At 44.6% G+C, this 20,849-nt stretch carries 17 protein-coding genes; 12 read left to right on the forward strand and 5 right to left on the reverse strand.

All coding sequences use genetic code 11. The features are described 5' to 3' along the window. Positions 1-420: 420 nt before the first annotated feature. From WMO28_RS14960 to ptsP, 9 genes are all read left to right on the forward strand, one after another. Entirely contained in the window at positions 421-1,725 is a 1,305-nt protein-coding gene (locus WMO28_RS14960; RefSeq protein WP_178645309.1) for an amidohydrolase, read from the forward strand. Between the two features lie 164 nt (positions 1,726-1,889). Next, positions 1,890-3,050, forward strand: a complete 1,161-nt coding sequence (locus WMO28_RS14965) for an ABC transporter ATP-binding protein (RefSeq protein ID WP_349057521.1) — start codon at positions 1,890-1,892, stop codon at positions 3,048-3,050. Next, a complete protein-coding gene (locus tag WMO28_RS14970; protein ID WP_178643725.1) occupies positions 3,043-3,897 on the forward strand; it encodes an ABC transporter permease subunit in 855 nt (284 codons plus the stop codon). Before WMO28_RS14965 ends, WMO28_RS14970 begins: the two co-directional genes overlap by 8 nt. Further along, positions 3,894-4,679 (forward strand): ABC transporter permease subunit, encoded by a 786-nt coding sequence (locus tag WMO28_RS14975; RefSeq protein WP_178643721.1) that lies wholly within the window; start codon positions 3,894-3,896, stop codon positions 4,677-4,679. Before WMO28_RS14970 ends, WMO28_RS14975 begins: the two co-directional genes overlap by 4 nt. Next, positions 4,676-5,722: a spermidine/putrescine ABC transporter ATP-binding protein gene (gene potA / locus WMO28_RS14980; RefSeq protein ID WP_178643719.1), complete on the forward strand. Its 1,047-nt coding sequence runs from the start codon at positions 4,676-4,678 to the stop codon at positions 5,720-5,722. The genes WMO28_RS14975 and potA overlap by 4 nt, the downstream gene beginning before the upstream one ends. Further along, positions 5,722-6,540, forward strand: coding sequence for an ABC transporter permease subunit (locus tag WMO28_RS14985; protein WP_178643717.1), 819 nt, complete (start codon positions 5,722-5,724; stop codon positions 6,538-6,540). The genes potA and WMO28_RS14985 overlap by 1 nt, the downstream gene beginning before the upstream one ends. Positions 6,541-6,552: 12 nt before the next feature. Further along, on the forward strand, positions 6,553-8,406 hold the full coding sequence (locus WMO28_RS14990; RefSeq protein ID WP_178643716.1) for an extracellular solute-binding protein: 1,854 nt from the start codon (positions 6,553-6,555) through the stop codon (positions 8,404-8,406). 27 nt (positions 8,407-8,433) lie between these two features. Beyond that, complete coding sequence (locus WMO28_RS14995; protein ID WP_178643713.1) at positions 8,434-9,474, forward strand: extracellular solute-binding protein; 1,041 nt, start codon at positions 8,434-8,436, stop codon at positions 9,472-9,474. A gap of 29 nt (positions 9,475-9,503) precedes the next feature. Next, on the forward strand, positions 9,504-11,156 hold the full coding sequence (ptsP, locus tag WMO28_RS15000) for a phosphoenolpyruvate--protein phosphotransferase (protein ID WP_349057522.1): 1,653 nt from the start codon (positions 9,504-9,506) through the stop codon (positions 11,154-11,156). Between the two features lie 139 nt (positions 11,157-11,295). Here the strand turns inward: ptsP and WMO28_RS15005 are convergent, their stop codons facing one another. After that, positions 11,296-12,174: a homocysteine S-methyltransferase family protein gene (locus WMO28_RS15005; protein WP_178643709.1), complete on the reverse strand. Its 879-nt coding sequence runs from the start codon at positions 12,172-12,174 to the stop codon at positions 11,296-11,298. 352 nt (positions 12,175-12,526) lie between these two features. Between WMO28_RS15005 and WMO28_RS15010 the strand changes: the two genes are divergently transcribed. The 3 genes from WMO28_RS15010 to WMO28_RS15020 all read left to right on the forward strand — a co-directional run bounded on the left by WMO28_RS15010 (position 12,527) and on the right by WMO28_RS15020 (position 16,404). After that, complete coding sequence (locus WMO28_RS15010) at positions 12,527-13,243, forward strand: CpsB/CapC family capsule biosynthesis tyrosine phosphatase (protein ID WP_178643707.1); 717 nt, start codon at positions 12,527-12,529, stop codon at positions 13,241-13,243. A gap of 93 nt (positions 13,244-13,336) precedes the next feature. Continuing rightward, on the forward strand, positions 13,337-14,755 hold the full coding sequence (locus WMO28_RS15015) for an exopolysaccharide biosynthesis polyprenyl glycosylphosphotransferase (RefSeq protein WP_178643705.1): 1,419 nt from the start codon (positions 13,337-13,339) through the stop codon (positions 14,753-14,755). Positions 14,756-14,826: 71 nt separating this feature from the next. Then, a complete protein-coding gene (locus WMO28_RS15020; protein ID WP_349057523.1) occupies positions 14,827-16,404 on the forward strand; it encodes an LCP family protein in 1,578 nt (525 codons plus the stop codon). A 57-nt stretch (positions 16,405-16,461) separates the two neighbouring features. Here WMO28_RS15020 and rfbD read toward each other — a convergent pair whose 3' ends face one another. The 4 genes from rfbD to WMO28_RS15040 all read right to left on the reverse strand — a co-directional run bounded on the left by rfbD (position 16,462) and on the right by WMO28_RS15040 (position 20,729). Next, on the reverse strand, positions 16,462-17,394 hold the full coding sequence (rfbD, locus tag WMO28_RS15025; protein WP_178643918.1) for a dTDP-4-dehydrorhamnose reductase: 933 nt from the start codon (positions 17,392-17,394) through the stop codon (positions 16,462-16,464). Continuing rightward, entirely contained in the window at positions 17,391-18,425 is a 1,035-nt protein-coding gene (gene rfbB / locus WMO28_RS15030; RefSeq protein WP_015525710.1) for a dTDP-glucose 4,6-dehydratase, read from the reverse strand. The genes rfbD and rfbB overlap by 4 nt, the downstream gene beginning before the upstream one ends. Positions 18,426-18,525: 100 nt before the next feature. Beyond that, entirely contained in the window at positions 18,526-19,422 is an 897-nt protein-coding gene (gene rfbA, locus WMO28_RS15035) for a glucose-1-phosphate thymidylyltransferase RfbA (RefSeq protein ID WP_349057524.1), read from the reverse strand. A 125-nt stretch (positions 19,423-19,547) separates the two neighbouring features. Further along, positions 19,548-20,729: a methyltransferase domain-containing protein gene (locus WMO28_RS15040; protein ID WP_178643914.1), complete on the reverse strand. Its 1,182-nt coding sequence runs from the start codon at positions 20,727-20,729 to the stop codon at positions 19,548-19,550. Positions 20,730-20,849 lie beyond the last annotated feature (120 nt).

Below are 20,849 nucleotides of genomic sequence, written 5' to 3' on the forward strand. Positions count from 1 at the left end.
GTGGAAGTGTGGTAACACATGGAGCTGACTGTTACTAATCGGGTGAGGGCTTGACCAAAAAGCCGAGGAAGCGGGCAAGACAGATAAGGATCATACGGGAGCAAACTTGCTTGTGGACGTATGAGCATTAGCTGAATTGGACATTTGCGAAGCAAATGACATTGAATGACGAAGTCATGAGATGACCGCTGGAGTATCGGTACGCAGGTTAAAACTTGATTTAACGATTAACCATCAACAAAGCATGTATGTAGTTTTGAATATACAATCAACAAAAAGTGGCTAATTCAAGCCACTTTTTTTGTACCCAAAAAACAATAAAAATAATACCAAAATCATCTTCAAAAAAATACCTATTTCCAAACCACACATTTTATGATATCATATAGCTTAACCTGCGGAAAAAGGAGGTTGTGCAACATGAATCACATAGAAGGAAAAATCATTCATACGATAGATGAACATAGAGACGAGATCATAGCCTTTGCGAAGGATATACAGAGCCATCCTGAACCAGGGTTTTATGAGGAGAGAACAGCCGCACACGTAGCGGCTTTTTTGCGTGGGCTGGGACTTCGCGTACATGGAGGACTTGCACGCACAGGGGTCCGCGCTGAATGGATGGAACAGGACGGACCAAACGTTACAATTGTCGGAGAACTTGACGCCATTGGATGCAAGTCGCATCCGATGGCTGATCCCGTTAACGGGACAGCACATGCATGCGGACACCACGCACAGATTGCAGCCATGATTGGCGCAGCATTGGCATTAGCCGATGAGGAGGTTCAAGCCTCTCTGTCTGGGTCCGTATCTTTTTTTGCCGTTCCGGCGGAAGAATACATTGATGCAGACAAGCGTACGTGTCTTAGAAAAGAAGGAATCGGGTTTCCGGCCTCCGGAAAAAGTGAGCTGATCCGTCTGGGAGAATTCGATGATTCTGATATTATTCTGACAACCCACGTGCATATGATGCCTGTGGAAGAAGATTTTTACCTGGGCAATGCAGCCTGCAATGGCTTTTCTGCGGAATGTGTGACTGTAAAGGGAAAAGCTGCCCATGCAGCAATTGATCCCTGGGACGGAGTAAATGCTTTAAGCATTACTTCAAGTGCGATTCAGATGATGGGCCTGATGCGCGAAACATTTCGTGAGGAAGATCATGTACGTCTCCATAATGTGATCCGGAAAGCGGGAGATGTGATCAATGCAGTGCCGGATGAAGCCGTGATCGAGACGAAGGTCCGGGCAGCTTCCCTGGATGCAATTCGCGCCACACAGGAAAAAATGGACCGGGCTTATGACGGAGCTGCCTATGCTTTCGGCGGAAAGATCGAGAGGGAGCCTTTGCAGGGCTATATGCCGGTCATTCACAGAGAAGCAGACGAAGCTATGAGAAGATCTGCAGAGCTTCTGGGAGTAACCTATCGTTGTTCAAAACCGGAAGATTTCAACAATGCCTGCACAGATGTGGGCGATCTGACGCACCTTTTTCCGGTGCTGAACTTCACATTCGGAGGATTTGAGGGAAAGCTTCACGGTGCAGATTTCAGGATCGTGGACGAAGAACTGGCATATATCAAACCGGCGAAGCTGCTGGCACTGACAACGTATCACCTTCTCTGTGATCACGCCCGGGAAGCAGAAAAAATATGCAGCGAATTCCAACCGATATTTGATAGAGAAAGTTATTGCAGATACATTCGGGAAAATTTAAGCAAATAACTACTGCTTTGCAGCTATAAACTATTTTGTACTATTAGGTTAATAGCCAAATAGAGAAGAGGATGCCTGTATCTGAGTAATTTGAATAAATTGTTTTGAAGTTACCTGGTTAAGTGTCAGGAAGAAGAGGATATTGTAACAGAGAGAAAGACAAGGAGAAATAAATGTCCGAAATTTCATTAGAACTGAAAAATATAAAAAAGAGCTTCCAGGAAGGGGAGGACGTCCTGGAAGGCATCTGTCTTACCGCCCGAAAAAGTGAATTTGTTACATTGCTGGGTTCTTCCGGCTGTGGCAAGACAACGACTTTGCGTATTATAGCAGGGCTGGAACAGCCGGATTCCGGGCAGGTTTTTCTGAATGGAAAGGATGTGACATCTCTGGAACCCAATCAGCGCAATGTAAATACCGTGTTCCAGAATTATGCACTTTTTCCCCATATGAATGTTGCTGATAATATAGGCTACGGGCTGAAGCTGAAAAAAACACCTAAAAAAGAGATCAACCAGAAGGTAAAAGAAATACTGGAGCTGGTTCAGCTTTCCGGATTCGAGAAACGTAAACCCTCTGAGCTTTCCGGAGGACAGCGACAGAGAGTAGCCATTGCAAGAGCTCTGGTCAACAATCCGGAGGTGCTTCTTCTGGATGAGCCGCTGGGAGCACTGGACCTGCAGCTGCGCCGTGCTATGCAGCATGAGCTGAAGCATTTGCAGAAAAAGCTGGGAATCACTTTTATCTATATCACGCATGACCAGGAAGAGGCAATTAACATGTCGGATACCATTGCAGTGATGAATCATGGACGTTTTGAGCAGATAGGAACCCCGGATGAGATCTACAATCATCCAAAGACCAGTTACGTTGCGACTTTTGTGGGAAATGCAAATATACTTAAAGGTGTTGTAGCAAAAGAGCCGAATAATGACAGCAGTAATCGTTGTATTAGAATAAAAACCGAAAGCGGAGAAGTACTGGTGGATATATCCTCAGAAAAAAATCCGCCGAAGTCAGGAGAAAAAGTCACATTTGCAGTAAGAAGCGAAAACATTCATCTGAATAAATATTCTGAAATTCAGACGCAGAGAATACACGTCCTCCAGGCAGAAGTCACCGAAAAAACCTTCGCAGGTGGTCAGCTCCGCGTAGTCCTGAAAATATCAGAAAAGCAGAATGTTGTAGCCAGCCGTTACGGCATCGACATGAATGTAAATGTAGGAGAAAAAGTATTTTTAAGCTTTCAGCCCCAGGATGCTGTGCTGGTAGACCGCGAGGAGCAGAATGCAGATGAGGGACACAGTAGTTCCCATGGAGGCATCAATGCGTAAGCGAAAAGCAGGCTCCGTATGGATGATCCTGCCACTGTATATTTTTACGCTGATCTTTGTTGCACTGCCGCTTCTGTATGTAATTGCGCTGAGCTTTTCCACAGCAGATGGCGGTTATGGCGTAAACTGGAAATTTACCCTGGATAATTATAGGCAGATCCTGGAGCCGGTATATCTGCAGACTTTTACAGGCTCTTTTAAGCTTGCCATCACCAGTACAGTGATCATCTGTCTGATTGGATATCCTTTCGGGTATTTTATGGCAAAGCTTTCCGAGGGAAAAAAGAAGCTGGCGATGCTTCTTCTGATGCTTCCGTTCTGGGTGAATTCGCTGATCCGTCTTTACGGCTGGATCATTATCCTTCAGAAAAAAGGCCTTCTGAATTATATTTTACTGAAAATCGGAATTATTCAGGAACCTCTGAAAATTCTGTACAGTTATCCGGCTATCGTGATCGGAATGATCTATGTACTGCTTCCTTTTATGGCATTGTCCGTGTATTCCAGTGCGGAAAAACTGGACTGGTCACTGATCGAGGCAGCCAGAGATCTGGGAGCCAGCAGCTGGCAGGCATTCTGGAGCGTTACGTTTAGGCTGACCCTGCCGGGACTTCTGTCGGGAATTATTCTGACCTTTATTCCGTCAATGGGACTGTTTTTTATCGCAGATATTCTTGGCGGAAATAAGATCGTACTGGTGGGAAGCCTGATCCAGGAGCAGATGACAAGAGGAAATAACTGGCCGTTTGCGGCGGCACTGGCAGTTGTTCTGATGATACTGACTACGCTGATGATCGTTATTTACAGAAAAGTTACCAATGTAAAAGCACTGGAGGGAATGGGATGAAAAAAAATTCTAAATTATCAGGATTATACTTAGGCATTCTGTTTTTTCTGATGTATCTGCCCATTGGGGTGGTCGTGGTATTTTCTTTTAACGAGTCACGGCTTCCGGTACATTTTACAGGATTTTCGCTGAAATGGTATCAGGAACTGTTTCGTGACCGGGATATGATCCAGGCTTTGAAAAACAGTCTGGTCCTTGGTGTGGCGAGCTGCGGGGTATCTGCAGTGATCGGAACACTGGGGGCTGTAGGAATGTCCCGGATCCACTGGAAAACAAAGGGAGTGATGGAATATATATCCATTCTTCCGCTGATGATCCCGGAAATTATTCTGGGAATGGTACTGATGGCATTTTTCTATATGCTGAATCTGCCATTTGGAATGCTGACACTTCTTATCGGACATACGGTTTTCTGTGTGCCCTATATATTAATGGAAGTGAAAGCAAGGCTTGTGGGAATGGACCCGTCCCTGGAAGAGGCTGCCAGAGATCTTGGCGCCAGCTCGTTTCGGGCGTTTTGGGACATTACCCTGCCACTGATCATGCCGGCTGTTATATCCGGCTCTTTGCTGGCCTTCGCCATGTCCATGGATGATGTGGTGATCAGCATTTTTGTGACCGGTCCGCGTGTATCCACGCTGCCGATAAAAGTTTACACACAGATGAAAACAGGCGTTACGCCGGAGATTAATGCACTTTGCACGATCATGCTGGGAGTGATCCTTCTTGTGCTGGCTGTGTATCTGATCCTGGGAAAACGCGGGAAGGGGAATAAGAGATGAGCAATAAACTGATCGAGTTAAAGAATCTCACAAAAAACTTTGATGACCAGCAGGTGCTTCGTGGTATCAATCTGGACATCCACGAAAACGAATTCCTTACGCTTCTGGGACCCAGCGGCTGTGGAAAAACAACAACCTTAAGAATTATCGCAGGCTTTGAGGAGCCAAGCGGCGGAGAGGTGCTTTTTAACGGTATTGAGATATCCAAGCTTCCTCCATATAAGCGAGAAATCAACACTGTATTCCAGAAATACGCACTGTTTCCGCATCTCAATGTTATGGACAATATCGGTTTCGGCCTGAACCTGAAAAAAGTGGATAAATCCGTGATCGAGCAGAAAGTAAAAAGAATGCTGAAGATGGTAGGTCTGGAGGGCTTCGAAAAAAGAGATGTCACCCTTCTTTCCGGAGGCCAGCAGCAGCGAGTTGCCATTGCGAGAGCACTTGTCAATGAGCCGAAAGTCCTTCTTCTGGATGAGCCGCTTGGTGCTCTGGATGCAAAGATCCGTAAGCAGATGCAGTTTGAACTGAAAAAGATCCAGCAGGAGGTTGGAATCACATTTATCTATGTCACTCATGACCAGGAGGAGGCACTTTCCATGTCCGATACCGTGGTTGTCATGAACAATGGTGAGATCCAGCAGATCGGAAACCCGACGGACATCTATAATGAGCCGGGGAACCGTTTTGTGGCAAGCTTCATCGGGGAATCCAATATCATTGAGGGAACCATGATCAAAGATTTTCTCGTGGAATTCGATGGTTTCCAGTTTGAATGCGTAGATAAAGGCTTTGAGGACAATGAAGCGATCGAGGTAGTTCTCCGTCCGGAGGATCTGGATATCGTAGAACCGGATCAGGCCAAGATCCGTGGAATCGTCAAGAACATTACGTTCAAAGGCGTGCATTATGAGATCCTGATCGAAACGGAGCTTCGCACATACATGGTACACACTACGGACTATGCGGCAGTGGGACGTGAGGTAGGACTGAAATTCGGTCCGGAGGATATCCATGTTATGTGCAGAATGGGAGGATACTAATGAAACAGTTCAAACATCTGATCAAGCCATATATCATCTGGTCTCTGATCCTGATCGTAGTGCCACTGATCCTGATCGTGCTCTACGCCTTTACCTCAGATGGAAATGAGGTGCTGACCCTGCACTTTACATGGGCGAATTTTGCAAAATTCCTGGAAGCTACATATTTAAATGTAATTCTGAAATCTTTTCGTCTGGGTATCGTGACGACAGTTATCTGCCTTGTATGCGGATATCCTCTGGCCTATATTATTTCAAAATATTCCGAAAAGGTGCAGAGCTTTCTGATCCTGATGGTAACGATCCCCATGTGGATCAATATGCTTTTGCGTACTTACGCATGGATGAATATCCTTTCAGATAACGGACTGATGAACAGTCTTCTGAAGCTTCTCGGCATTTCACCGATCACCATGATGTACACAGATTTTTCTGTTATCGTGGGACTGGTATGTAACTTTATGCCATTTATGATCATTCCGATCCACACATCCTTAAGCAAAATGGACAAGTCACTGATCGAGGCAGCTAATGACCTTGGAGCCAATCCGTTTCAGACTTTCTGGAAAGTAACCTGGAAGCTTTCCATGCCGGGTGTGGTGAATGGTGTTATGATGGTATTCCTGCTGGCAATCTCAAGCTTCGTTATTCCGAAGCTTCTCGGCGGCGGCCAGTATATGCTGATCGGTAACCTGATCGAGTCACAGTTTATCTCTGTAGGTGACTGGAACTTCGGAAGTGCCATCTCTCTGATCCTGGCTGTGATCATCCTGATCTTTATGAGCCTGATGAAGAAGATGGATACCCAGGATGATTAAAGGAGGCAGGAGATGAAAAGAAAAAATACCATATTTTCAAAATTATATATTGTGCTGTGTCTGGCATTTTTTTACCTGCCGATTCTTGTGACGATGATATTTTCCTTTAACTCATCCAAGTCACTGACAAGATTCACAGGCTTTTCCCTGCGCTGGTACGGTGAACTTCTTAATAACATGGAGATCAGCAAGGCTGTCTATGTTTCTGTGACGATCGCGATCATTGCAACGATTATCTCCACAATACTGGGAACTATCACTGCCATCGGACTTTCCAAAAACCGGAAAATTCTCAAGGAGATGGTACTTACCATCAATAATTTTCCGATTCTGAATCCGGATATTGTTACAGCAATCGGACTGATGCTTCTTTTTTCCTCACTGGGAATGACGAAGGGATATCTGACCATGCTGTTGGCACATATCGCGTTCTGTACGCCGTATGTGATCACCAGTGTATATCCGAAGGTGCGTAATCTGGACCCGAACCTTGCCAATGCTGCCATGGATCTTGGTGCAACGCCATACCAGGCCCTGACAAAGGTTATCGTACCCATGATCAAAGAGGGAATTTTTGCGGGAGCGCTTCTGGCATTTACCATGTCCTTTGACGATTTCGTAATTTCCTACTTTGTTTCCGGAAACGGAGTCAAAAATATCTCCATCGTTGTATATAATATGACGAAGCGTATCAACCCGACCATCAATGCGTTGTCCACGATCGTGATCCTGGTTATTGTGCTGGTGCTGCTTTTTGCAAATCTGGTACTGCCGAAGCTTCAGGCGTCCACCGTCAAAAAGCTGAAACCAAGAACAAGAAAAATCGTAGCAGCGGTGACAGCAGTGGTTATAGTTGTCGGTCTTGGAAAATGGACCATTGTAAGCCAGGGAAATCATGTACTTCGTGTATACAATGCAGGAGAATACATGGATCTGAATCTTATTGATAAGTTCGAAAAAGAGTTTAACTGTACCATTGTGTACGAGACTTTTGAATCCAACGAGATGATGTACACCAAGCTTGCAAGCGGCGAGAGTTATGATGTGCTTGTGCCTTCGGACTATATGATCGAGAGACTGATTAAAGAGGAATATCTCCAGGCTCTTGACTGGAAAAAGATTCCGAACAGCAAAAAACTTATGAAGGAAGTGCAGAATAAGGAATATGATCCGGGCAACCGTTATTCCTGCCCGTATTTCTGGGGAACTGTAGGAATCCTTTATAATAAGAATGTTGTATCACAGGATGATCTGAAAAATGAAGGCTGGAATGTCCTGAAAGATACCAAATATAAAGGAAATGTTTACATGTATGATTCCGAAAGGGATTCCTTTATGATCGCACTGAAAGCGTTAGGTTATTCTATGAATACCACGAAACTCAGTGAGATCGAGGAGGCTTATGAATGGCTGATCCAGCAGAGAGATACCATGGATCCGATCTATGCAGGCGACGATGTGATCGATAATATGATCTCAGGAAACAAGGCTATGGCCGTTGTTTATTCCGGAGATGCTTCCTATATTATCAGCGAAAATCCGGAGCTTGATTATTACACACCGCAGCAGGGAACCAACACCTGGTATGATGCAATGGTCATCACAAAGGACTGCAGTGAGGTAGATCTGGCACATGCGTTCATCAATTTTATGCTGGATGATGAAAATGCTCTTTCCAATACCGAAGAGGTAGGATATACTTCTACTGTGAAGAGTGCATTTGAGGAGATGAAGAACGGAACCTATGAGGGAATTGATTCCTACATTCCGCAGATCGACAATCCGAAGAATGAGATCTTTGCATACCAGAAGCCGAAGATCAAACAGAAATTCGCAGAGCTCTGGACAAAAGTAAAAGCAAAATAATAACACAGACATAATTAAGGAGGTCCTATGAAAGCAAAAAAAGCAGCAGCGATTATGTTATGTACAGTTCTTGGCGCGTCCGTGATGACGGGGGTAAGCGTCAGTGCAAAGGATAAAGACGAACTGGTACTTTACACATGGGAAGGAATGTTCCCGCAGGAGGTACTGGATAATTTCGAAAAAGAAACCGGAACAAAGATCATTTACTCTAACTTTGATACCGATGAGACCATGCTTGAGAAGCTTTCCCAGGCAAAGGGCGGAGATTACGATGTTGTCATTGCAGACGACTATATCATTGAAAACGCAGTAAAAGAAGGCCTTATCCAGAAGATCGATAAGAATACTGTTACCAATTTCAAGAATATCAATCCACTTTATCAGGGACAGTTCTATGATCCGGACGATGAATATACCGTACCATATGGTGCTGGAATCCCGCTGATCGTCTATGATCCGGAGCAGGTAGACATAGATATCAAAGGATACAAGGATCTCTGGGATCCGTCTCTTGAGGACAGCATTGCAATTATTGGAAACTATCGTGTTATCTGTGGAATCACCCAGATGTCCATGGGAGAGAGCATGAATGAAGAGGATGTGGATGTGATCGACAAGACCGGTGAGAAGCTGAAAGAGCTGGCTCCGAACATCCGCATGATCCAGGATGATAATACACAGAATGCACTTCTTAACGGCGAGGCCAGTGTGGCATTTCTTTATACTTCACAGGTAACACAGGCACTGAAGGATAATCCGGATCTTGAAGTTGTTTATCCGGAGGAGGGACTTGGCTTCGGTATCATGGGAATGTTCGTTCCAAGTGATGCACCGAATGCAAAAGCAGCTAATGAGTTCATCAATTATATTCTGGAGCCGGAAGTATCTGCACAGTGTATCAACTATATCGGATATTATAATACAAACAAAGCAGCTGATGACCTGGTAGATGAGAATCTGGTTGTTCCGGATGATGTGACCAAGGGTGAGATCGTACAGAATGTAAGCCAGGAGGCAGAGCAGGAATACAATAAGATCTGGACAGAATTTAAGGCAGCCTGCGACTAAAGCAGACGCGGCAGTAAGGGGGTTTTAGGATGGAAATTTACAAGGGTGTATCCGCCTTTGCCGGCATAGCTATCGGAAAGATACTGTATTATCACAGAGGTGAATATCAGATCCGCCAGTCCATGGTAGACAATGTAAAAAAAGAGCTCGATCGACTGGATAAGGCGAGAACAGCTGTTAGGGAACAGATCCAGCATATGTACAAAAACGGCTGTCCTCTTCCGAAGGAACAGGAGCTGACGCTGAAACGCCAGATCCGGCTTTTGAGCGGAGGAAGCTTTCAGCGGGCCGTGGAGAGCATGATCACGACAGAAAAGGTCAGTGCAGCGTATGCGGTCCAGACCACAAGAGATGAGCTTGCCAATGTGTTCCGAAACCTGGAAGATGAGGCGGTGAAGGAACAGATCGAAAACATCCGCGAGATCTCCGAGCTGCTGATCGGTGCCATGGGTGGTTCCCATGCCCGCATCAATCTGGGAGACGAGCCGGTGATCCTGGCAGCAGAGCAGCTTTCACCAAATGAGCTTCTGGAGATGAATAAATCCAGACTTCTGGCAGTTGCTATGCATCAGGGATCCATTATTTCTCATGTTTCGATTATGGCGAAATCCATGGCAATCCCTACACTGGTAGAGGTAGAGATCCAGAAGGAGTGGGATGGACATCTGGCCATTGTGGACGGTTATACAGGAACACTTTATATTGATCCGGAACCGGAGCTTCTGAAAGAATACAGGATCCGGCATCAGGCAGACACGGAGGAGAGAGAAGAACTGCTCAGGCTTCGGAATCAGGAGGATGTCACAGCCGATGGCAGAAAGATCAAGCTCCTGGCAAACATCGGAAATCTGGATGATCTGAACACAGTGCTCTATTATGGGGCAACAGGCATCGGACTTCTCCGAAGCGAATTCCAGTATCTTGGAAGAGAGAATTATCCAAGAGAAAATGAGCTTTTCCGCGCATATAAGAAAGTTGCGGAGGATATGGAAGGCCGCCCGGCCGTGATCCGTACCGTGGACCTTGGGGCAGACCGTCAGGCTGATTATATGGCGATTCCGGATGAGACGAACCCGATGATGGGAAACCGGGGAATCCGCCTCTGCATTGACCGCAAAAAAATGTTCAAGGCTCAGCTTCGTGCCATTTACCGTGCAAGTGCATATGGTAACTTAAGCCTGATGTATCCGATGATCACCTCCGAGGAGGAGCTGGACGAGATCGAGGAGCTGATCCGGGAAGTAAAAAAAGGTCTCAATGAAAAAAATATCCCGTACAAAAATATCCGTACAGGAATTATGATCGAGACACCGGCAGCTGTAATGATCAGCGAGGAGCTTGGAAAACGGGTGGATTTTCTGAGCCTTGGAACCAATGATCTGACACAGTATACACTGGCTATGGACAGACAGAACCTTCTTCTGAAGAATAAATATAATGATCATCATCCTGCCCTTGTAAAAATGATCCGCATGGTGACAGAGGCAGGACATAGATCCGGCTGTAATGTGTACATATGTGGAGAGCTGGCAGCAGACTCCAATCTGACAGAGAAATTTATCCAGATGGGAGTGGACGGACTTTCCGTTGTACCGGCCTGTGTGCTTCCAATCCGAAAAGCCATCCGCGCAGCGTATGCAGATGAAGCCAACCGGCCGACAGAACAGAATAAAACAGAATAAATCAGAAAATCCCGGGAACTTTGTTTCCTGTCTGCATTTGACAGGAGAGATAGAATTCCCGGGATTTTTTATTGAATAAATTATGAAGCTGAGTCAGGTTTCGAAATATGAATCCCTGCGCCGGATAATCTCAGATAACTTAGTGCAGTCCAAGTACCTGTGCAGTCTCAGCGATAAATTCCGGCGTCGTACCGCAGCAACCACCGATCACAGAAGCACCGTTGTCCACCAGAACCTTCATATAGCCTGCGAAATCAGCAGGTGTCATGTTGTATACAGCATTTCCATTGTCATCGATCTGTGGCATACCGGCATTCGGTTTGGCGATGACCGGAATGGAAACGTTCTCTTTAATATTGCGAACAACAGATACCAGCTGATCCGGTCCCACAGAGCAGTTGATACCTACCGCGTCAGCACCGGCAGCTTCCAGAGACATGGCAGCCTCTATCGCATTACCGCCGCTGAAGATACTTCCATCAGCTTCCACAGTTACGGTGCAGATGATCGGAAGGTCGCAGACGCTCTGGCACGCGTCTACAGCAGCCAGTGTTTCTTCAATGTTGATCATAGTTTCAGCAACGATCAGATCAACGCCTGCATCGCGGAGATAACCAATCTGTTCCTGATATGTCTCAAATGCTTTCTCATAAGTCATATCCCCTGCCGGTGCCATCATCTTACCGGTAGTGGTGATATCACCTGCAACATAAACACCTGCCGGTGCGATCTCCCTGGAATAACCGGCCAGGGTATGGTTGATCTCTTCAATCTGTCCGTCCAGACCATGCATGGTCAGATTAATACGGTTTCCGCCGAAGGTTGGAGCATAGATAATATGGCTTCCGGCCTCGATGTAAGCCTTCTGGAGAGACTGGATCACATCCTTATGTTCAATTACCCAGCTCTCTGTGCAGACACCTCGTGGCATGCCTGCCTTCATCAGATTGGAACCTGTTGCACCATCCAGCAGCAGGACACCATTCTGTGTCAGTTCATGAAATTCCTGTTTCGTCATGTTTATATCCTCCTTATGGCAGCCAATCACAGTTGGCATAAAATCTGGCTCCTCCTGTAACCGCTGCACTCATTGCCGTGGGTTTATTTTAACACAGGAAGGAGGAATAATCCATCCTGTTTCTGCCAGGTGAGGGGAAAATGGTAAAAAATACGGAAAATATACATATTTAATGCATTTTAAGTTCTATAAAGAACTTGCAGAAAGAGAAGGGGGATTGTATAATAACAAGTAAATATGTCCGGATGAAAGATGGTCGGTAGTCTGATTATGGACATTAAGATGAATTAAAAAAATATGATGAAAGTAGCAGGTAAACAGATAAGAAAAGAGAAAAGAGCAGGTTATTTTTATGAAGGGACTTTATGATATTCATTGTCATATTCTTCCCGGGGTAGATGATGGTGCACGAAATATGGAGGAATCCCTGTGGATGCTGAATAAGGAATACAGGGAAGGCGTCCGAAATGTGATACTGACACCACATTTCCGATATGATATGTTTGAGCCACATCTGAATATTGTGACACGACAGTTTATGCAACTGCGAAGAGCAGCTATGAACATAGGTGAAGAAGGCATGCGGCTTTATCTGGGATGTGAGCTTCATTCCAGCATGGATATGGTAGAATGCCTTAAAAAGGGGCGACGGCTTACATTGGCCGGCTCCAGATATGTACTGGTGGAATTCAGTAATGAAGATGAGAAAAGCTATATAGAAGAAAGAATCAGAAATCTTCTGATGAATGGCTATATCCCAATTATAGCTCATGTGGAGCGCTATAAGGCGACACGGAATGATATCGGTTTTTTGATGGAGCTGAAACAAATGGGAGCATATATCCAGATCAATGCAGACACAATCAGTGGGCAGGAGGGATTCGGAGCCAGAACATTTGCGAAAAAAGTTATGAAACAGGGAATCCTGGATTTTGTAGGATCTGATGGTCATAGAAAAAATGAACGAATTCCGGAAATTGGCAGGTGTGTTGCAAAAATGGAAAAAACTATGGGAAGTGAATATGTAAAGAAGATATTTATCGGGAATCCTCGAAAAATTACAGGATGACGTAAAAAACGGGCATTTTCCGCAAAGGGATGTTTGAAGAATCGCCTGGAAGCCCGAAAAAAACAGTAAGTGTAGGAAGGTGCAGAAAAAAACATGTATCAGAAAGAAAACAGTAGCTGGGTGAAACACGCGGATTTTACCATTTGCGATATGCTATGTCTTCAGCTGGCATTCATATTAGCATACTGGATTAAAAACGGAGTGGGACATCCATATGAGACAGAGCTCTATAGAAATGTAGCAGTAGTAATGATTTTTATACAGCTGGTGTGTACGTTTTTCAATGAAAGCTTCAGTGGTGTATTGCGAAGAAATATGCTTGAAGAACTGAAAAAAACTTTTGAACAATGTACTCTGGTATGTCTTCTAGTTTTGGTATATATGTTTCTGATGAGGGTTGGAAGCGATTATTCCAGAATGATTCTGCTGGTTAGCTATGTATTTTATATAGGATTCAGTTATTGCAGCAGACAGATGCTGAAAAAATTTTTGAAAAACCGCAGGTATGAAGAAGGCGAAAAACGCTCTATGCTGATTGTGACAGTCAGCAGCAATGCAAAAAATATCGTAGAGACTATTCGTAAAAATAATTACGGAACATATCATCTGGCCGGAATTGTTCTGATGGATTGTGATAAAAAGGGTAAAACCATCGAGGGAATACCGGTAGTAGCAGGTTCTGAAGACATTATTTCCTATATACACAAAAACTGGGTAGATGAAGTATTTTTTGCAGTGCCGAAAGAAATTACCATACCGGAGCAGATCATTAAGGATTGTTCTACAATGGGTGTGGTTATTCATATGCAGCTTGCAACAATGAAATCGCTTGGTAAAAATCAGATTGTGGAAGAAGTGGCTGGCTATACGGTTCTTTCCAGCAGTATTCGAATTGTAACACCACGGCAGATGTTCATAAAAAGAACAATGGATATAGTCGGTGGTCTGGTAGGGTGTCTGTTTACCGGAATAGTAGCATTGTTTCTGGTTCCGGCTATCAAGATCAAATCTCCGGGACCTGCATTTTTTTCACAGGTCCGGGTGGGAAAGAACGGACGTCCATTCAAGATCTATAAATTCAGATCTATGTATATGGATGCTGAAGAACGAAAAAAAGAGCTTATGAAACAGAACAATGTAAAAGACGGAATGATGTTCAAGATGGATGATGATCCGAGAATTATCAAAGGAGTAGGACATTTTATCAGAAAAACATCATTGGATGAATTTCCGCAGTTCTGGAATATTTTGAAAGGTGATATGAGTCTTGTCGGGACAAGGCCACCGACAGTAGATGAATGGGAAAAATACGAACTCCATCATCGCAAACGTCTTGCAATCAGACCTGGACTTACAGGAATGTGGCAGGTAAGCGGACGAAGCGATATCACAGATTTTGAGGAAGTAGTGGAATTAGATACAAAATATATTTCTGAGTGGTGCCTTAAACTGGATGTAGAAATACTGTTTAAAACAGTTATGGTTGTATTTATGGGAAGTGGTGCGAAGTAAAATTATTGCTTTTATCCCCCAAAAAGCGTAAAATGATTGAGACATATGAGATAAAAGATGGAGGTTTGCATATGAGAAAAATGGGAAAACATATTCCAGGTTTGATCGTAACACTTGTAGTTCTGATCACTGCAATTGTGTTTGCGGTACTGCTTATGAATATGAACATGGTTCCGACAAAGTTTCTGGCAGGAATTGGTCTGATTATACTGATTCTGGTATTGATTGTTGGAGTGCTTGTATGGAATACACATAATGTGATTCGATTTGCTGTGGGAGTAATTTTTGCGGCAGTATTTGCGGCTGTATTTATTCTTGGCAGTATGTATGTGTATAAGACGCATTCCACATTGACAGATATTTCCGGTGTGAATACCGAGGTAACAGAAGTGGGTATTTATGTCCGTGCAGATGATTCTGCGGAAGCCGTATCTGATACTGCAGATTATGTATATGGTGTACTTACAGATCTTGACCGGGAAAATTCTGATAAGGCGATTCAGGAGGTTGATTCCGAAACTGGTAAGAACGTTCAGGTACAGGAATTTGCAGGTCTTACAGATCTTGTTGACGGGCTTTTGAACGGACAGGCAGGAGCTATTGTACTGAACAGCGCATATCTGAGTGTCATTGAAGAAATGGATGGATATTCCGATATTTCTTCCAGAATCAAAGAATTAACGGTAAAAAAAGTTGAAACAACGATTGAACCGCAACAGAGCGAGGCAGCACAGAACACAAATGATGGTTCTGTATATACAATTTTTGTCAGTGGTATTGATAGTCGAAGCGGTCTTGTAGCTAAAAGCCGAAGCGATTCTAATATTGTTGCTACAATCAATACAGCTACCAGACAGATTTTGCTTGTTTCCACACCAAGAGATTACTTTGTTCCGCTTTCTATTTCAGGCGGACAGAGAGATAAGCTGACACATGCCGGTATTTATGGTATCAATGTATGTATGGATACTTTGGGAATGCTTTATAATGAAGATATCAATTATTACTTCCGAATCAATTTTGCCGGATTTGAGCAGCTGATAGATGCCCTTGGCGGAGTTACGGTTTATTCTGACTATGAGTTTGATTCCAAAAATGTAGAAGGATATCATTTTAATCAGGGAGATAATTTCCTGAATGGTGAGCAGGCACTGGTATTCAGCCGTGAACGTTATGCTTTCCAGGAAGGTGACCGTCAGCGAGGTAAGAACCAGATGGCCGTGATCAAAGGTATTATCAACAAGGCTCTTTCACCGGAACTTCTGAAAAATTATTCTTCTGTTCTTTCCAGCATCCAGGGATGCTTTGAGACGAATATATCTTATGAAGAGATTGCAAAACTGCTTCAGCAGCAGTTAAACAATGGCGGTGACTGGAACATTGTAAGTTATAGTGTCGATGGTACAGGAGATACACAGAAACCATATTCGATGAGTCAGGCAGCTTATGTTATGATTCCGAATGAAGCTACCGTTCAGAAAGCTGAAACTATGATGAAGAAGGTTCGTGATGGAGAAACAGTTTCTCAGGAAGAAGCGGATGATTCTACGGCAGACAGTTCACCAGCAGAAAATGTTGTAGCTGCTGATGCAGCACAGGATAGCACAGGAGACGCTCAGACAGCAGATGACAGTGCACAGCAACAATAAAAAACAATAAATAGTACAAAAAAAGATCCGCAGGTGTTAACCGTGCGGATCTTTTTTTTACAGGATTTCTTTCAGATATCGTTTTAGTGCATCCTGCCATGTTGGAAGTGGCCGGAAACCGTTTTTTACAAGCTTGGATTTATCCAGACGGCTGTTAAATGGTCTGACAGCCTTGGAAACACCGTACTCTGCAGTTGTGACAGGAGAAACCTCAACTTTTGCATATTCTTCATGACCGAGGGCGGCAGCCTGACGGAAGATCTCTTTTGTGAAATCATACCAGCTGATGAATCCGCCTTCGTTGGTTGCGTGATAGTAGCCGTATTTGTCTGTCTCAAGCATATCGATCAGGAGACGGGCAAGGTCATAGGTGTAGGTCGGAGTTCCGATCTGGTCACTGACAACGGTAAGCTTGTCGTGAGTTTTTCCGAGATTTACCATGGTGCGGATGAAGTTCTTGCCGTTTTTGCCGAATACCCATGCAATACGGACAATAAAGAACTTGTCGACTGTGCCAGATACAGCCAGCTCACCGTCAAGCTTAGTCTGGCCATATACATTCTGTGGGGCATAGTCCTTGCAGTCCGGATCCCATGGAGCAGTTCCCTGACCGTCAAAAACATAGTCTGTGGAGATGTACATCATCTTAATGCCAAGCTCCTTGCAGATGTCTGCGATATTCTGTGTTCCTACAACATTGACGAGACGGACCTTTTTGCGGTTTTCCTCATCCTCGGCAGCGTCTACAGCTGTCCATGCGGCACAGTGTACAACTGCATCCGGATTGACTTCGCGTATCACTTTTGCAACGGCTTTTTTATCTGTGATATCCAGCTGTACATACGGCATAGTCGTCACCGGTGTGCCATCTGCGATGCCACTGTAGGAAGGAGCAATGTCGCTTCCTACGCCTTCATGGCCACGGCTGGAAAGTTCATTCATTACGTCATGGCCAAGCTGGCCGCCAACGCCTGTTACGAAAAATTTCATGCTTTAACCTCCTCGCGGTTTCCATACATTTTTTCGTAGTAGTTCTGGTACTCACCGGAAATGATTGTTTCCCACCATTCTTTGTTGTCGAGATACCATTTGATGGTTTTCTTGATGCCATCAGCGAATTTTGTCTCCGGAAGCCATCCAAGCTCGTTGTGGATCTTGGTCGGATCAATCGCATAACGCATATCGTGGCCTTTACGGTCAGCAACGTGTGTGATCAGGCTCTCTGGTTTGCCGAGCTCTTTGCAGATCAGCTTAACAATGTCGATGTTTTTCATCTCGTTATGTCCGCCTACGTTGTAAACCTCACCAACACGTCCCTTGTGGATGATCAGGTCGATAGCACGGCAGTGGTCCTCAACATAGAGCCAGTCACGAACGTTTTCACCTTTTCCGTAAACAGGAAGCGGTTTGTCATTAAGCGCGTTGGCAATCATAAGCGGGATCAGTTTTTCCGGGAAATGATATGGTCCGTAGTTGTTGGAGCAGCGGCTGATGGTTACAGGCAGGCCATAAGTTCTGTGGTATGCAAGAACAAGAAGATCTGCTCCGGCTTTGGATGAGCTGTACGGGCTGCTTGTGTGAATCGGTGTTTCCTCTGTGAAGAAGAGATCCGGTCTGTCAAGAGGAAGATCTCCGTAAACCTCATCAGTGGAAACCTGATGATAACGTTGGATACCGTATTTGCGGCATGCGTCCATAAGTACAGCAGTTCCTTTGATGTTTGTGTCAAGGAATACCTCCGGGTTTTCAATGGAACGGTCTACATGGCTCTCAGCTGCGAAGTTGACAACGATATCCGGATGTTCCTCCTCAAAAAGCTTATAAACAGCGTCACGGTCTGTGATGCTTTCTTTTACGAAGCGGAAGTTCGGCTTGTCCATAACCGGTGCGAGAGTGGAAAGGTTTCCTGCATAGGTCAGGCAGTCCAGGCATACGATACGATAGTCAGGATGAGCTTCCATCATATGAAAAATAAAGTTACTTCCGATAAATCCGGCACCGCCGGTAACAATAATAGTCATGTAAAAAAATCTCCTTTTTATAATTTAGTGTGATTCAGAAGCTTCAGGGTCACAGGTTTTTTGAAATATATCCGTACAGATTGTGTACATCCGTATGGAATCAGTGAAGTGCGTCAAGATATTTACCGTCCAGAACATCCTTCAGATACTGACCATACTGGTTTTTCTTAAGAATCTCATAAACCTTGAGTACATCGTCTTTTGTGATCCAGCCGTTTAAGTATGCGATCTCTTCCAGGCAGGCGATTTTGCGGTGCTGATGCTGCTCTACAGTTTTTACAAAGTTGGTAGCCTCAACAAGGCTTTCATGTGTACCGGTATCCAGCCATGTGAATCCCTGACCGAGAAGCTCTACATTCAGCTGGCCCTTTTCAAGATAGATGCGGTTCAGATCTGTGATCTCAAGCTCGCCTCTTGCGCTTGGCTTCAGGTTTTTTGCATATTCAACAACCTTGTTGTCGTAGAAGTAAAGACCTGTGACACAGTAGTTACTCTTAGGCTTCTCGGGCTTCTCCTCAATGGAAACAGCCTTGCCGTTTGAATCGAATTCTACGATTCCGAAGCGCTCCGGATCGTCTACATAGTATCCGAAAACAGTAGCTCCCTTTCCGGTTTCTGCATTATCTACGGCAGCTTTCAGACGTTTTGTAAGGCCGTGGCCTGCAAAAATATTATCACCGAGAACCATGCAGACAGTATCGTTACCGATGAATTTTTCACCAATCACAAAAGCCTGTGCAAGTCCGTCGGGACTTGGCTGTACAGCGTAGGTAAGATTTACACCGAACTGATGACCATTGCCGAGAAGTTCTTCAAACCGTGGTGTATCCTGTGGTGTGGAAATGATCAGGATATCACGGATGCCTGCATTCATGAGAACGGACATCGGATAGTAGATCATAGGTTTATCATAGATCGGCAGAAGCTGTTTGGAAGTTACCATGGTAAGTGGATAAAGGCGTGTTCCGGAGCCACCGGCTAAAATAATTCCTTTCATATCGTTTCTCCTTTGTGTTATGTTGTGCAGTGTTTTGAAACTGCATATTTTCATATTATGATTTTATTATAAAAGGTGACGTAAGGTAATCTTCAAGAAGATTTTTATATATTTTATATTTTTGGCTATTTTTCACAAAGAAATACGCCTGCGTCTTTTGTAATGCGGAAACCTTTGGTAGTTTTTCTGGCTGTAAAAGAACGAAATTCCTTATAACGGTCCAGAATATATTGATTCTGATTGCCATGACAGGAAAGTACATAGGAAATCAGAGGCTCTGCATCCTGGACAAGGAGAAAATCTTCATAGGACTGCCATTGAACTTTCCGGAAAAAAGACTCCAGAAGCTGCCCACCGTTTTCGCGTCCGAATCGTTCATATAGTTTGTCTGCTGAGAGTACGATACGGTTGTCAAAATCCTGTACGAGCTGACCGACTTCCTGCATATGTGCCTGTCCGTAGGCACTGCAAAGAAAGTGACCACCTGGAGAGAGCACACGACTGACTTCGCGAAGAACAGAAGGAATGTCGTCACAGTAAAAAAGTACATGGTTGGCAATCACCAGGTCAAAGCTTTCATCTTTATAGGGAATCTTTTTGCAATCAAAAGCCCGGAAAGCGAAACGGGTATCGGAAGAGCCGATGGCACGCCTTGCATCGCGGAGCATACCACTGGAAATATCAGAAAGCGTGATGGAAACATCTTCCGGGATCAGAGCAAGATTTTCAGTCCATAAGGTTCCGTCACCGCAGCCAAGCTCCAGAATCCGAAGTCCGGGATGAATCTGACAGTTCTGGAAGATCCATGGAAACCAGCCTTGTTTGTTTTGCGAGTAAAGACTGTGAAGGTTGATCCTTGAGGAAATGTTAGTGGCATTCTGATACTGGTTTTTTAGACTTTTTTCCATGCCGGTAAGGTGGATCAGGTTCAGCATCTGACTCCAGTCTATGGTGTGCTGGTCCTGAATCACCTGGGCAGTATCCTGGATGGCTTTTTCCACAAGCTGCATCTGCTCAATCCGGTCGCGCACAAGGCGGAGCTGGATATTAAGAGAATTCAGCATGAAGTGATAGTCGGAATCACCGATAGTCATTTCCCGGATATCATCCAGAGAGAAGCCTAAATATTTCAGAAGGAGAATCTGCTGAAGCCTTGCAAAATCCTCATCTGTATAAAAACGCGCACCGGATTCGGTGACAAGAGAGGGCTTAAGAATGTCCTGTTTATCGTAGTAGCGGACGGTACGCAGGGTCACGTGGGCCATGCGCGCGAATTCGCCGGAAGAGTAGTAGCCGTCTTTTTTCATTATGGAAGGATCCTTTCGTACTTTATTATAGTTATTATAATTCAGACGAAAGTGTCAGGCAAGCACAGGCAGAAAGGAAAATCACATATTGCATCCGACTTGACAGAATCCAGCATGTTT

It is taken from the genome of Blautia aquisgranensis, assembly GCF_040096615.1.
In the GTDB taxonomy this organism is placed as follows: domain Bacteria; phylum Bacillota; class Clostridia; order Lachnospirales; family Lachnospiraceae; genus Blautia_A; species Blautia_A aquisgranensis.